The sequence below is a fragment of the Hydrogenophaga sp. R2 genome (genome assembly GCF_049843595.1).
Lineage (GTDB): Bacteria > Pseudomonadota > Gammaproteobacteria > Burkholderiales > Burkholderiaceae_C > Hydrogenophaga.
In genome coordinates, this window is record NZ_JBBHZN010000001.1 from 1,025,803 (window position 1) to 1,038,254 (window position 12,452).

The window sequence follows — 12,452 nt, forward strand, 5'->3', positions numbered from 1 at the left end:
CCTCGCAGTTCAAAGGCCGGTGCGCGCCGTGGTCAGCACCCGCTCGATGCTGCGGCACAGCTCCTCCACCGTGTCGGGCTTGTGCAGCAGTTCGGCCACGCCGATCTCGGTGCTGCGGGTGCGCAGTTCTTCGCTGATGAAGCCGGAGGCGATCACCACCGGCAGACGGTAGCCCTGGGCCTGCATGGCAGCAGCCAGGTCCAGGCCGGACATGCCGGGCATGTTGTGGTCGGTGATGCAGAGGTCGAAGCGATCGGCGCCGGCGGCCAGCACCTGCAGCGCATCCATGGGCGTTTCGCAGGTGTGCACCTGGTAGCCGTTGCGCTCCAGAAAGCGCCGCACCAGGAAGGTCATGGATTCGTCGTCGTCCACGTACAGGATGCGGGACACCGGGTGCGGTGTGCTGGGTGCCGGCGCAGGGGTGGGATCGATGTGCGCGGCCAGGTCTTTCTGCAGCGACTGGGCCGAGAGCGCGGCGGGCAGCCACAGGCTGAAGGTGGTGCCCGCACCCGGGGTGCTGGCCACGCGCAGCACGGCGCCATGTTCGGCCAGGATGCCGTGCACCACCGCCAGGCCCAGGCCGGTGCCCTGCCCCACCGGCTTGGTGGTGAAGAAGGGCTCGAAGATGCGCGAGAGCGTGGCCGCGTCCATGCCGCTGCCGTTGTCCTGCACCACCAGGCACACGCCGTTGCCCGACCAGCCGCAGGGCGGCAGGACCTGCAGCTCGCCTGGTGCGGCCGGGCCGATGTCGCCGTGCCAGGCTTGTGCGGCCACGGTCACGCGGCCGTCGGGCCGGCCGTGCAGTGCCTGCAGGGCGTTGCCGATGAGGTTGAGCAGCACCTGCTCGATCTGCGTGGGATTGGCCATGAGCGGCGGCAGGTCCGGCCCGGCATCCAGCCGCAGCTGGGCGCCGGGTGGCACGGCTGCACGCAGCATGGCCTCGGCCTCGGTCAGCAAGGCGGGCAGCCGCACCACCGACCGCTGGTTGCTCTGGCGCCGGCCAAAGGCCAGTATCTGCTGCACCAGGTCGCGGGCGCGTCGGCCGGCCTTGCGGATTTCCTGCAGGCTCACCGCACCGGCGCTGCCGGCCGGCACGTCGCCCAGGGCCAGTTCCACATTGCCCAGGATGGCGGCGACGATGTTGTTGAAGTCGTGCGCGATGCCACCCGCCATGGTGCCCAGCGCTTCCATCTTCTGCGACTCGCGCAGCTGCAGTTCCAGCGAACGGCGCTGGGCCTCGGCCTTGACCTCGTCGGCCAACGACCGCAGCACCATCACCGCGCCGCTGCGTCCGCCCGATTCGTTCTGCAGGGCCGACACCGACACCTGTACCCATTCGTCCGAGCCATCGCGGTGCTGCAGGCGCACCTTCTCCAGCCGCAGGTTGCGCGCACCCTGCTGCAGGGCCTGGGCGATGGCCGCCTGCGGTGCCAGCGCGTCGTCTGCGGTCCACTGCACCACGTCCTTGATCGAGCGGCCGAGCGACAAGGCCCGTGGTGCTCCGGTCAGATCGGCGGCCACCTGATTCATGAACAGCACCAGGCCATTGAGGTCGGTCGCGACCACGCCTTCGGTCACGCCTTGCAGCACGGTTTCCAGCCGCTCGCTCTGCTGGCGCATTTCCGATTCGGCGACCTGCCGGCGCGACACCTCGCGCTTGAGCGCATCGATCTGCTGGTTGAGCACCTCGAACTGCGAGTTGCCCAGCCGCAGCTCGGTGAGCCGGCACCACAGCAGGGCTCCGGTGTCGACGGAGGCAGCATCCAGCAGGGCGATCTCCACACGGCAGGGCAGCACGCGGCCATCGGCCACACGCCAGTCGAGCCGGCCCGGGGTGGGGACCGTGCTGCGCCGGCCCTGGCGCAGCAACGCGGCGCAGCGGGCGGCGTCGTCGGCGACCATGGTGGCCAGGGACTGCACCCCGAAATCGGCCTCGGTGCGCCCCAGCAGGCGCAAGGCGGCGCGGTTGGCGTGCTGGAGCAGACCGGTCTCGTCGATCAGGACGATGGGGTCGGGCAGGCCCGCAAACAGGCGTTCCAGCGGCTTGAGCGACAGCAGCGAGGCGCGTCGCTGGCGGTCAGACACGGAAGTACTCGCGACCGTCAGCCGCGTCGGCATCCGTGCTGGCCTTGAAGAACACCGTGACCCGGCAGGTGGGCGATCCCTGGGCAATGGTCTGGTTGAGCACCACCTTGGAGCGCCCCAGGTTCTGGGCCGTGATGGTGCCGAACACGTTGGAGGTCATCATGCACATCGACGGACGCCCCAGCACCTTGTCGCCGAAGGGGCAGGCGCGGTTGCCAAGCACGATGCGGTCCTCTGTGACCTCGATGACATGAAAGTCGCCCTGGATGCGGCGCTTGAGGTCCACCAGCACGGCCGCCACCTGATCGCGGGTGAGCTGCGGGGTATGCAGCGCCTGCCGGTACTCGGCATCGATCCACTCCCCCACCCGCTGGCCCACCACGCTGATGAAGCCGGACGCTTCGTCCAGGCCCACCACGTTCTCCAGGGTGCCGGCCAGTTCGCGCACCAGGGTGCGCAGGAACACATCACGCTCCAGCGGAATGGAGGTTTCGCTCGGCTGAATGGGCGACGTGGCGTTCATGGAGATCTCCTGTCAGTCCGTGTGACCTGCAATTGTTGCGCTGCACCGCGGCTGACGGACGAATACCCCTGACTGTAAGCGCTGGCCAGGCGTTGGTGATGAATCTGGCCCAGCACCGCTCACGGCCGACGTCGACGCAGGCGCGCCTGTCTTCTGGATGAGCGGCGCCCCCCCGGTTCCAGGCCGGGTTAGACTGCACAGGATTCTGTAATCTTCCGCGCACAGGAGTCCGCCATGGGCATTTCAGTCAGCGATGTGGTGCCGTTCACTCAGGCACGTGCCAACCTCTCCGAGCTGGCCGACCAGGTCAAGGCCGGCGCCGAAAAGATCATCACCAAGAACGGCGAGAGCTACGTCGCCCTGATCGATGCTGACCGGCTGGACTACTACCACCGGCTGGAGAACGAGCGCATCCACCTGCTGCTGATCGAGGATGCACGGCGCGGCCTGGCCGACATTGAAGCTGGCCGCACCCACGGGGCTGATGCCGCCATTGCCCAGCTTCAGCAGCGACGCGCAGCCGCAGCCACCCCCAAGATCACCAGGACGCCCAGGAAACGTGGCTGATGACCTGTACCGGGTCGAACTGACCGCCAGCTTCCTGGAGCGCCTGGACGCCATCGAGGCGTTCCTGACGGAAGCCGACGCGGCCTTCGCGTTCGACCGGCTGCTGGCCGAACTGCGCGCCACGGTCATCCCCAATCTGGCCCGGTTCCCCCGCATCGGCCGCCGCCACCTCGACAACCCGCCGCAGTCGGCCGAGGCACTGGCCCAGCTGGCAGCGCTGCCAGCCGGCGCAGCCGGTGCCCTGCGCGAGTACCTGCATGGCGACTATCTGGTGCTCTACACGGCCATGAACGCCAGTGCGACGGTCTACCTGCTGTGCATCCAGCACCACCGACAGCTTTCGTTTGATTTCGCCCGTCTTTGGCCTGGGGCCGGCACACAAGCCAAACGCTGAGTCTGGCTGGCGCGAGCGCATCGACAGCGGCGTAGGTCACGAGCAACAAAAAAGCCCTTGGAACGAAGGTCCAAGGGCTTTTGTCTGGTGGGCGGTGCAGGGTTCGAACCTGCGACCCCTGCCGTGTGAAGGCAGTGCTCTACCACTGAGCTAACCGCCCGATCAGGGAGGTGAACTGCTGCTTAAGCAACTCACCGAATCTGTCGGAAGCCTCAGATTATAGCCAGCTTTTCGGGGTGTTCTGAAGCCAGCCCGATTTTTTTCAGGCGGCGGCTGCAGCGCCCAGCGTGCGCCACACCGTCTTGCCCTTGCTGGCCTTGTCCAGATCGCCCAGCACGCCTTCGTGGGCCTGCGCTTCCTGCTCGTTGGCCTGCAGCACCGGCAGGTCGAACACGCGCAGGTCGATCACCTCGGCCACACCGGCTTCGCCGGGGGCGTCGCTGCTGTCGATGAGCAGCGCATCCTGGCCGCGCGTCATGTTGATGTAGACGTCGGCCAGCAGCTCGGCGTCCAGCAGCGCGCCGTGCAGCGTGCGGCCGGAGTTGTCCACGCCCAGGCGGTCGCACAGGGCATCCAGGCCGTTGCGCTTGCCGGGGAACATCTCCTTGGCCATGACCAGGCTGTCGGTCACGCCGGCCACCACGCTGGTGATGGGCGGGCGGCCCAGGCGTTCCATCTCCTTGTTCAGGAAGGCGATGTCGAACGGCGCGTTGTGGATGATGAGTTCGGCACCGCGCAGGTACTCGATCAGCTCGTCGGCAATGGCGGCGAACTTGGGTTTGTCGCGCAGGAACTCGTTGCTGATGCCGTGCACCTTGAGCGCGTCCTCGTGGCTGTCGCGCTCCGGGTTGACGTAGTGGTGCAGGTTGTGACCGGTGAGCTTGCGGTTGAGCAGCTCGACGCAACCGATCTCGATGATGCGGTCGCCGTTGTCGGCCGACAGGCCGGTGGTTTCGGTATCGAGAACGATCTGGCGCATGGGGGTCAATGATTCTCTTTGGCGTGGTTGATCGTGTACTTGGGGATCTCGATCGTCACGTCCTTCTGGGCCAGGATGGCCTGGCAGCTCAGGCGGGAGTTGGGCTCCAGGCCCCAGGCGCGGTCGAGCAGGTCGTCTTCGGTCTCGTCGGCCTCGTTCAGGCTGGCGAAACCTTCGCGCACCACCACATGGCAGGTGGTGCAGGCGCAGCTCATGTCGCAGGCGTGTTCGATGTTCACGCCGTTGTCCAGCAGGGCCTCGCAGATGGAGGTGCCGGCAGGCGCGGTGATGGTCTTGCCTTCGGGGGCGTATTCGGCGTGGGGCAGGATCTTGATCGTGGGCATGGTGGGGGGTGTTCAGACTTCTTCGAGTTTCTTGCCGGCCAGGGCCTGCTGGATGCCGCGGTTCATGCGCTGCGCCGCAAAGGCCTCGGTGCCTTTGGCCAGCGCGTCGGTGGCGGCTTCGACCACGGCGGCGTCTTCGCTGGCCACGGCGGTCTGCAGCGCGGTCATGAGGGCGTCGATGGTGGCGCGTTCTTCGGCGCTCAGCAGATCGCCGTCGGCCGCCAGCGCCGAGCGGGTGGCCACCAGCATGCGGTCGGCGTCCACGCGGGCTTCCACCAGCGCGCGCGCCTGCATGTCCTGCTGGGCGGTGGCAAAGCTGTCCTGCAGCATGGCGGCGATCTGTTCGTCGCTCAGGCCGTAGGCCGGCTTCACGTCGATGCGCGCTTCCACGCCGCTGCCCTGCTCCCTGGCACTGACCGACAGCAGGCCGTCGGCGTCTACCGTGAAGGTGACTCGGATGCGGGCGGCACCGGCCGCCATGGGCGGGATGCCGCGCAGGGTGAAGCGGGCCAGGCTGCGGCAGTCGGCCACCAGATCGCGCTCGCCCTGCACCACGTGCAGCGACAAGGCGGTCTGGCCATCCTGGTAGGTGGTGAAGTCCTGGGCCAGTGCGGCCGGAATGGGCGTGTTGCGCGGCACGATGCGCTCGACCAGGCCACCCATGGTCTCGATGCCCAGGGACAACGGGATCACGTCCAGCAGCAGCAGGTCGCCGTCGCGGCTGTTGCCGGCCAGGGCGTTGGCCTGGATGGCGGCGCCCAGCGCCACCACCTCGTCGGGGTTGAGGTTGATCAGCGGCTCGCGGCCGAAGAACTCGCCCACGGTGCGGCGGATCACCGGCATGCGGGTGGAGCCGCCCACCATGACCACGCCCTGCACCTCGTCGCGGGTCACGCCGGCGTCGCGCAGCACCTTGCGCACGGCGGCCATGGTGCGGTCGGTCAGGGCGCGGGTGCAGGCATCGAAGTCGGCCCGGGTCACCTCGCGCTGGATGTGCTGGCCGGCCACGGTGGCGGCAAAGACCACCGCATCGGCATCGGTCAGGGCCTCCTTCACGCGGCGGGCCTCGCGGTGCAGACCGGCGCGCTCGGAGGCGTTGTCGGGCAGGCTCAGGCCGGCTTGTGCCAGCACCCAGCCGGCCAGGGCCTGGTCGTAATCGTCACCCCCCAGGGCCGAGTCACCGCCGGTGGCCATGACCTCGAACACGCCGCGGGTCAGCCGCAGGATGGAGATGTCGAAGGTGCCGCCGCCCAGGTCGTAGATGGCATAGACACCTTCGGCGCCGTTGTCCAGGCCGTAGGCGATGGCGGCGGCGGTGGGTTCGTTGATCAGGCGCAGCACGTTGATGCCGGCCAGCTGCGCGGCGTCCTTGGTGGCCTGGCGCTGGGCATCGTCGAAGTACGCCGGCACGGTGATGACGGCGCCATACAGGTCGTCGTTGAAGCTGTCCTCGGCGCGGAAGCGCAGCGTGGCCAGGATCTCGGCGCTCACCTCCATCGGGGTCTTGCGCCCGGCCACGGTCTCGACCACGGCCATGCCGTTCTCGTCCACCACGGCATACGAGAGCTTGTCCACATCACCCACCTGATCGCGCCGGCGGCCCATGAGCCGCTTGACCGAGCTGATGGTGTTGGCCGGGTCCTGCACCTGCGCGGCCAGCGCGTCGAAACCGATCTGACGGCCCGAGCCGCCCTGGGCCGGATCGAGGTAACGCACCACGCTGGGCAGGATGACCCGACCGTCTTCGGCCGGCAGGCACTCGGCCACACCGTGCCGCACCGAGGCCACCAGCGAATGGGTGGTGCCCAGGTCGATGCCCACCGCCACGCGCCGCTGGTGCGGGTCGAGCGACTGGCCGGGTTCGGAAATCTGCAGAAGCGCCATGGAAAAAATGTCCTACCGGGAAATCGCCTATTGTCCCTGCTGATCGAGGCGCGCCTCGACATCGCGGGCAAAGCGCTCAATGAACATGAGGGCTCTGACTTGACGCGCCAGCGCCGGATAGTCGTGCTGCTCGTCGGCGGTGACGCGCAGCGCCTCCACCTTCTGCCGCCGCGCGGCCGCCACTTCGTCGGCCAGGTCTTCGAGCGCAGCGGTATCGCTGGCGTCGTCGAGCGCTTCGCGCCATTCCATCTGCTGCATCAGGAAGTCCGCCGGCATGGCGGTGTTGCTCTCGGCCTCGATGGGCGCACCGTGCAGCTCGCACAGGTAGGCCGCGCGCTTGAGCGGGTCCTTCAGGCGCTGGTAGGCCTCGTTGATGCGCACCGACCATTGCATGGCCAGCCGCTGCGAGGCGGCGTCCGACGTGGCAAACCGGTCGGGATGGGCCTGGCGCTGCAGGTCCTTCCAGCGCTCGTCCACCAGGGCGCGGTCGATGCCGAAGGCCGGGCTGAGCCCGAACAGCTCGAAGTCGTTGGATTGCAGGTTCATGGAAAAGAAACGCCGCCAGGGCGCGAGCGCACGGGCGGCGATGGATGGAGGCTGTCGGCCGGGATCAGACCCTGAAGCTCTCGCCGCAACCGCAGCGGTCGCGCTCGTTCGGGTTGTGGAAGCGGAAGCCCTCGTTCAGGCCCTCGCGCACGAAGTCGAGCTGCGTGCCGTCGATGTAGGCCAGGCTCTTGGGATCCACCAGTACCTTGACGCCGTTCTCTTCGAACACCACGTCTTCCGGCGCGATCTCGTCGGCGTACTCCAGCTTGTAGGCCAGGCCGGAACAGCCCGTGGTCTTGACGCCCAGGCGCACACCCACACCCTTGCCCCGCTTGGCGATGTAGCGGGTGACGTGGCGGGCAGCGGCTTCAGAAATCGTGACGGCCATGGTGATCAGCTGGCAGCGCCGTGCTTCTTGCGGTAGTCGTCCACTGCCGCCTTGATGGCGTCTTCGGCCAGGATGGAGCAGTGGATCTTCACCGGCGGCAGGGCCAATTCCTCGGCGATCTGGCTGTTCTTGAGCGCAGCCGCCTCGTCCAGCGTCTTGCCCTTGACCCACTCGGTCACCAGCGAGCTCGATGCAATGGCCGAGCCGCAGCCGTAGGTCTTGAAGCGTGCGTCCTCGATCACGCCGGTGGACGGGTTGACCTTGATCTGCAGCTTCATCACGTCGCCGCAGGCCGGGGCGCCCACCATGCCGGTGCCCACGGTGTCGTCGCCCTTGTCGAAGGAGCCGACGTTGCGGGGGTTTTCGTAGTGGTCAACGACCTTTTCGGAATAAGCCATGTTGTTCTCCTGATGCGTGTTGGTCGCGTGCGTTTCAGTGGGCGGCCCACTGGATGGTGGAGAGATCGACACCATCCTTGAACATTTCCCACAGGGGCGAGAGTTCGCGCAGCTTGGCCACGTTCTCGCGGATGGTGGCGATCGCGTAATCGATCTCTTCTTCGGTGGTCCAGCGGCCGATGGTCATGCGCAGGCTGCTGTGGGCGAGCTCGTCGCTGCGGCCCAGGGCGCGCAGCACATAGCTGGGTTCCAGGCTGGCCGAGGTGCAGGCCGAGCCCGACGACACCGCCAGGCCCTTGATGCCCATGATCAGCGACTCGCCCTCGACATAGTTGAAGCTCATGTTGAGGTTGTGCGGCACGCGGCGGGTCTCGTGGCCGTTGATGAACACCTCCTCGATGTCCTTCAGGCCGGCCAGCAGGCGGTCCTGCAGCGCCTTGATGCGGCGGTTTTCCTCGTGCATCTCGGCCTTGGCGATGCGGTAGGCCTCGCCCATGCCCACGCACTGGTGGGTGGGCAGCGTGCCCGAACGCATGCCGCGCTCGTGACCGCCACCGTGCATCTGCGCCTCGATGCGGATGCGCGGCTTGCGGCGCACATACAGGGCACCGATGCCCTTGGGGCCGTAGGTCTTGTGCGAGGTCAGGCTCATCAGGTCGACCGGCAGGGTCTGCAGGTCGATGTCGACACGGCCGGTGGCCTGGGCAGCGTCCACATGGAAGATCACGCCCTTCTCGCGGCAGATGGCGCCGATGGCAGCGATGTCCTGGATGACGCCGATCTCGTTGTTCACGAACATGACCGAGGCCAGGATGGTGTCCGGGCGGATGGCAGCGCGGAAGGCGTCGAGGTCGAGCAGACCGTCGGGCTGCACGTCCATGTAGGTGACTTCGAAGCCCTGGCGCTCCAGTTCGCGCATGGTGTCGAGCACGGCCTTGTGCTCGGTCTTGACGGTGATCAGGTGCTTGCCCTTGCCCTTGTAGAACTGGGCGGCACCCTTGATGGCCAGGTTGTTGGACTCGGTGGCGCCACTGGTCCAGACGATCTCGCGCGGGTCGGCATTGATCAGGGCGGCCACCTGCTCACGGGCGGTCTCGACCGCCTTTTCGGCCTCCCAGCCCCAGGCATGGCTGCGGGATGCCGGGTTGCCGAAATGCTCGCGCAACCAGGGAATCATCGCGTCCACCACGCGCGGATCGCACGGGTTGGTGGCGCTGTAGTCCATGTAGATGGGAAAGTGAGGAGTGCTCATGGCTGGCAGACGTAGGCTGGCTGAAAGATGGGAGAGTCCGACCGGCCGCTGACGCGGCGCTGAAGCCTGGCAATGGCCCTGTCGCGCAGGTGGCGACGGTCGGGAAAAATCACTTCGAGAAGGCGGCGCCTCCCAGGGCAAACACGGAGTTCGGCGCATTCACGCGGATGGGCTTGACCACCGGGGCCGACGAGATGGCGCGCTTGATCATGGGGGCGTTCTCGACCACCACGCCCTTGGCCAGCTGCTCGTCCACCAGCGACTGCAGCGACACGGAGTCGAGGAAGTCGACCATCTTGGCATTGAGCTGGGCCCAGAGCTCGTGCGTCATGCAGCGGTTGCCCTCGCCCAGGCAGTTTTCCTTGCCGCCGCACTGGGTGGCGTCGATGGGCTCGTCCACCGACACGATGATGTCGGCCACGGTGATGTCGGATGCCTTGCGGCCCAGGGTGTAGCCGCCGCCGGGACCCCGGGTGGATTCCACGAGCTCGTGCCGGCGCAACTTGCCGAACAGCTGCTCCAGGTACGACAGCGAAATCTGCTGCCGCTGGCTGATGGCAGCCAGCGTGACCGGGCCGTTGTTCTGGCGCAGGGCCAGATCGATCATGGCGGTGACCGCAAAGCGGCCTTTGGTAGTGAGGCGCATCTTCAAGCTCCTTCGGTTGTTGGCTTGACCATCGTGGTTTGGTCAGAAGGCTTTCGCCCCGGACCCCGTTCCCACCCCGCCCGACCTGTTGGTCTTTATCGAAGGCTTTCCCGACTGTTTTCGTCGAGTATAGATGAAAAGCCTAGTGTTTTGATCGGCATTGTAGCGATCGAAACGAGTTTGTCCAAGACAAACGCAACAAGCGTGTCTATGGGGTCGATAGGCAAAAACAAACGCCCTGGGGTATCCAGCCCGGGGCGGGTCAGGCCACCGCGTCGGTGCCGGTGGCACCGAACACCTGGGCCTTGAGACGGGCCAGCTGGTCCCGTGCCTGCGCGGCCTTCTCGAATTCGAGGTTGCGGGCGTGTTCGAGCATCTGCTTTTCCAGCCGCTTGATCTCGCGGGCCACGTCGCGTTCGTCCATGGCATCGACCGCCGCGCGCTGCGCGCTCTCGGCCGCCAGGCGATCGGCTTCCTTGCCCGCCTTTTCGCTGTAGACGCCGTCGATCAGGTCCTTGATGCGCTTGTTCAGCGCCTTGGGCTGGATGCCGCGGGCCTCGTTGTGGGCGATCTGCTTGGCCCGGCGCCGCTCGGTCTCGTCGATGGCCAGGCGCATCGATTCGGTCACCTTGTCGGCGTACAGGATGGCGCGGCCGTGCAGGTTGCGGGCCGCACGGCCGATGGTCTGGATCAGGCTGCGTTCGGAGCGCAGGAAGCCTTCCTTGTCGGCGTCCAGGATGGCCACCAGCGACACCTCCGGAATGTCCAGGCCTTCGCGCAGCAGGTTGATGCCCACCAGCACGTCGAAGGTGCCCAGGCGCAGGTCGCGCAGGATCTCGACCCGCTCCACCGTGTCGACATCGCTGTGCAGGTAGCGCACCTTCACGCCGTTCTCGGTCAGGTAGTCGGTCAGCTGCTCGGCCATGCGCTTGGTCAGCGTGGTGATGAGCACCCGCTCGTTCTTCTCGACCCGGATGCGGATTTCCTGCAGCACGTCGTCCACCTGGTGGGTGGCGGGTCGGACCTCGATCTCGGGATCGACCAGGCCGGTGGGCCGCACCAGCTGCTCCACCACCTGGCCGGCGTGGCTGTTCTCGTAGTCGGCCGGCGTGGCCGACACGAAGATGACCTGCCGCATGCGCTGCTCGAACTCCTCGAAGCGCAGCGGCCGGTTGTCCAGCGCACTCGGCAGCCGGAAGCCGTACTCCACCAGCGTGGTCTTGCGGGCCCGGTCGCCGTTGTACATGCCGCCGAACTGGCCGATGAGCACATGGCTTTCGTCCAGGAACATCAGCGCGTCCTTGGGCAGGTAGTCGGTCAGCGTGGACGGCGGCTCGCCCGGCAGCGAGCCGGCCAGGTGGCGCGAGTAGTTCTCGATACCCTTGCAGTGGCCCACCTCACTGAGCATTTCCAGGTCGAAGCGGGTGCGCTGCTCCAGCCGCTGCGCCTCCACCAGCTTGCCCATGCCCACCAGCTCCTTGAGGCGCTGATCGAGCTCGAGCTTGATGCTCTCCACGGCACCCAGCACCTGCTCGCGCGGCGTCACGTAATGGCTGCTCGGGAACACGGTGAAGCGCGGGATCTTCTGCCGCACGCGCCCGGTGAGCGGGTCGAACAGCTGCAGGCTCTCGATCTCGTCGTCGAACAGCTCGATGCGGATGGCCATCTCGGAGTGTTCGGCCGGGAACACGTCGATGGTGTCGCCGCGCACCCGGAACTTGCCGCGCGAGAAGTCCTGCTCGTTGCGGGCGTACTGCATGCGCACCAGCTGGGCGATCAGGTCGCGCTGGCCCACCTTGTCGCCCACCCGCAGCGTCATCACCATCTGGTGGTAACTCTCGGGCTTGCCGATGCCGTAGATGGCCGAGACGGTGGCCACGATGACCACGTCGCGCCGCTCCAGGATGCTCTTGGTGCACGACAGCCGCATCTGCTCGATGTGCTCGTTGATGGCGCTGTCCTTCTCGATGAACAGGTCGCGCTGCGGCACATAGGCCTCGGGCTGGTAGTAGTCGTAGTAGCTGACGAAGTACTCCACCGCGTTGCGGGGAAAGAACTCGCGGAACTCGCTGTAGAGCTGGGCGGCCAGCGTCTTGTTGGGCGCAAACACGATGGCCGGGCGCCCCAGGCGGGCAATCACGTTGGCCATGGTGAAGGTCTTGCCGGAGCCGGTCACGCCCAGCAGGGTCTGGAACACCTCGCCGTCGTTCACCCCCTCCACCAGCTTGTCGATGGCCTCGGGCTGATCGCCTGCCGGCGGGTACGGCAGGAAGAGCTCGAACGGCGAGCCGGGGAACCGCACGAACTCGCCCTCGGGGGGCGATTCGGGCACCACTTCTTGGATCAGGGAGACGGGCATGGGCAAATTGTGCCGGAAGGTCCCAGACCCGCTCCGGGCGGTGGTTTGTGCAGGACAAATACTCAGATTGGAGTATTGGAATACCCA

The 12,452-nt window shown here is 66.9% G+C and carries 13 protein-coding genes and 1 tRNA gene; 2 read left to right on the forward strand and 12 right to left on the reverse strand.

The window, feature by feature from the left end; genetic code table 11:
* Positions 1-9: 9 nt before the first annotated feature.
* Both WD026_RS04875 and WD026_RS04880 read right to left on the reverse strand, forming a co-directional pair.
* On the reverse strand, positions 10-2,085 hold the full coding sequence (locus tag WD026_RS04875) for a PAS domain-containing hybrid sensor histidine kinase/response regulator (RefSeq protein ID WP_425722513.1): 2,076 nt from the start codon (positions 2,083-2,085) through the stop codon (positions 10-12).
* Positions 2,078-2,608, reverse strand: coding sequence for a methanogen output domain 1-containing protein (locus tag WD026_RS04880; RefSeq protein ID WP_425722514.1), 531 nt, complete (start codon positions 2,606-2,608; stop codon positions 2,078-2,080). The genes WD026_RS04875 and WD026_RS04880 overlap by 8 nt, the downstream gene beginning before the upstream one ends.
* Before the next feature lie 234 nt (positions 2,609-2,842).
* Here WD026_RS04880 and WD026_RS04885 point away from each other — a divergent pair, with 234 nt between their 5' ends.
* Complete coding sequence (locus tag WD026_RS04885; protein ID WP_425722515.1) at positions 2,843-3,175, forward strand: type II toxin-antitoxin system Phd/YefM family antitoxin; 333 nt, start codon at positions 2,843-2,845, stop codon at positions 3,173-3,175.
* Positions 3,168-3,569, forward strand: a complete 402-nt coding sequence (locus tag WD026_RS04890) for a type II toxin-antitoxin system RelE/ParE family toxin (protein WP_425722516.1) — start codon at positions 3,168-3,170, stop codon at positions 3,567-3,569. Before WD026_RS04885 ends, WD026_RS04890 begins: the two co-directional genes overlap by 8 nt.
* 85 nt (positions 3,570-3,654) lie before the next feature.
* On the opposite strand, the gene WD026_RS04895 is transcribed toward WD026_RS04890, so the two are convergent.
* The 10 genes from WD026_RS04895 to uvrB all read right to left on the reverse strand — a co-directional run bounded on the left by WD026_RS04895 (position 3,655) and on the right by uvrB (position 12,365).
* Positions 3,655-3,729: transfer RNA gene (locus WD026_RS04895), tRNA-Val, on the reverse strand.
* A 102-nt stretch (positions 3,730-3,831) separates the two neighbouring features.
* The gene (gene dnaQ, locus WD026_RS04900; RefSeq protein ID WP_425722517.1) at positions 3,832-4,548 is read right to left on the reverse strand and encodes a DNA polymerase III subunit epsilon; all 717 of its coding nucleotides are present in this window, start codon (positions 4,546-4,548) and stop codon (positions 3,832-3,834) included.
* A gap of 5 nt (positions 4,549-4,553) precedes the next feature.
* Positions 4,554-4,892 carry an ISC system 2Fe-2S type ferredoxin gene (gene fdx, locus WD026_RS04905; protein WP_086119530.1) on the reverse strand — a complete coding sequence of 113 codons (339 nt, stop codon included), beginning with the start codon at positions 4,890-4,892 and terminating at the stop codon, positions 4,554-4,556.
* A 12-nt stretch (positions 4,893-4,904) separates the two neighbouring features.
* Positions 4,905-6,776, reverse strand: coding sequence for a Fe-S protein assembly chaperone HscA (gene hscA, locus WD026_RS04910; protein ID WP_425722518.1), 1,872 nt, complete (start codon positions 6,774-6,776; stop codon positions 4,905-4,907).
* Between the two features lie 27 nt (positions 6,777-6,803).
* Positions 6,804-7,322, reverse strand: coding sequence for a Fe-S protein assembly co-chaperone HscB (hscB, locus tag WD026_RS04915; RefSeq protein WP_425722519.1), 519 nt, complete (start codon positions 7,320-7,322; stop codon positions 6,804-6,806).
* Between the two features lie 64 nt (positions 7,323-7,386).
* On the reverse strand, positions 7,387-7,710 hold the full coding sequence (gene iscA, locus WD026_RS04920; protein WP_086119527.1) for an iron-sulfur cluster assembly protein IscA: 324 nt from the start codon (positions 7,708-7,710) through the stop codon (positions 7,387-7,389).
* Between the two features lie 5 nt (positions 7,711-7,715).
* Entirely contained in the window at positions 7,716-8,108 is a 393-nt protein-coding gene (gene iscU, locus WD026_RS04925; protein ID WP_425722520.1) for a Fe-S cluster assembly scaffold IscU, read from the reverse strand.
* A 34-nt stretch (positions 8,109-8,142) separates the two neighbouring features.
* On the reverse strand, positions 8,143-9,360 hold the full coding sequence (locus tag WD026_RS04930; RefSeq protein WP_425722521.1) for an IscS subfamily cysteine desulfurase: 1,218 nt from the start codon (positions 9,358-9,360) through the stop codon (positions 8,143-8,145).
* A gap of 109 nt (positions 9,361-9,469) precedes the next feature.
* Entirely contained in the window at positions 9,470-10,006 is a 537-nt protein-coding gene (gene iscR, locus WD026_RS04935; RefSeq protein ID WP_302175315.1) for a Fe-S cluster assembly transcriptional regulator IscR, read from the reverse strand.
* Between the two features lie 262 nt (positions 10,007-10,268).
* Positions 10,269-12,365 (reverse strand): excinuclease ABC subunit UvrB, encoded by a 2,097-nt coding sequence (gene uvrB / locus WD026_RS04940; RefSeq protein ID WP_425722522.1) that lies wholly within the window; start codon positions 12,363-12,365, stop codon positions 10,269-10,271.
* Between the last annotated feature and the right edge of the window lie 87 nt (positions 12,366-12,452).

What these genes read in the sequence shown, in the direction of transcription:
- iscR (WP_302175315.1), bottom strand. Translation starts at nt 10,006, where the DNA reads ATGCGCCTCACTACCAAAGGCCGCTTTGCGGTCACCGCCATGATCGAT.
- iscU (WP_425722520.1), bottom strand. Translation starts at nt 8,108, where the DNA reads ATGGCTTATTCCGAAAAGGTCGTTGACCACTACGAAAACCCCCGCAAC.
- fdx (WP_086119530.1), bottom strand. Translation starts at nt 4,892, where the DNA reads ATGCCCACGATCAAGATCCTGCCCCACGCCGAATACGCCCCCGAAGGC.
- WD026_RS04885 (WP_425722515.1), top strand. Translation starts at nt 2,843, where the DNA reads ATGGGCATTTCAGTCAGCGATGTGGTGCCGTTCACTCAGGCACGTGCC.
- iscA (WP_086119527.1), bottom strand. Translation starts at nt 7,710, where the DNA reads ATGGCCGTCACGATTTCTGAAGCCGCTGCCCGCCACGTCACCCGCTAC.
- uvrB (WP_425722522.1), bottom strand. Translation starts at nt 12,365, where the DNA reads ATGCCCGTCTCCCTGATCCAAGAAGTGGTGCCCGAATCGCCCCCCGAG.
- dnaQ (WP_425722517.1), bottom strand. Translation starts at nt 4,548, where the DNA reads ATGCGCCAGATCGTTCTCGATACCGAAACCACCGGCCTGTCGGCCGAC.
- WD026_RS04880 (WP_425722514.1), bottom strand. Translation starts at nt 2,608, where the DNA reads ATGAACGCCACGTCGCCCATTCAGCCGAGCGAAACCTCCATTCCGCTG.
- hscB (WP_425722519.1), bottom strand. Translation starts at nt 7,322, where the DNA reads ATGAACCTGCAATCCAACGACTTCGAGCTGTTCGGGCTCAGCCCGGCC.
- WD026_RS04930 (WP_425722521.1), bottom strand. Translation starts at nt 9,360, where the DNA reads ATGAGCACTCCTCACTTTCCCATCTACATGGACTACAGCGCCACCAAC.
- hscA (WP_425722518.1), bottom strand. Translation starts at nt 6,776, where the DNA reads ATGGCGCTTCTGCAGATTTCCGAACCCGGCCAGTCGCTCGACCCGCAC.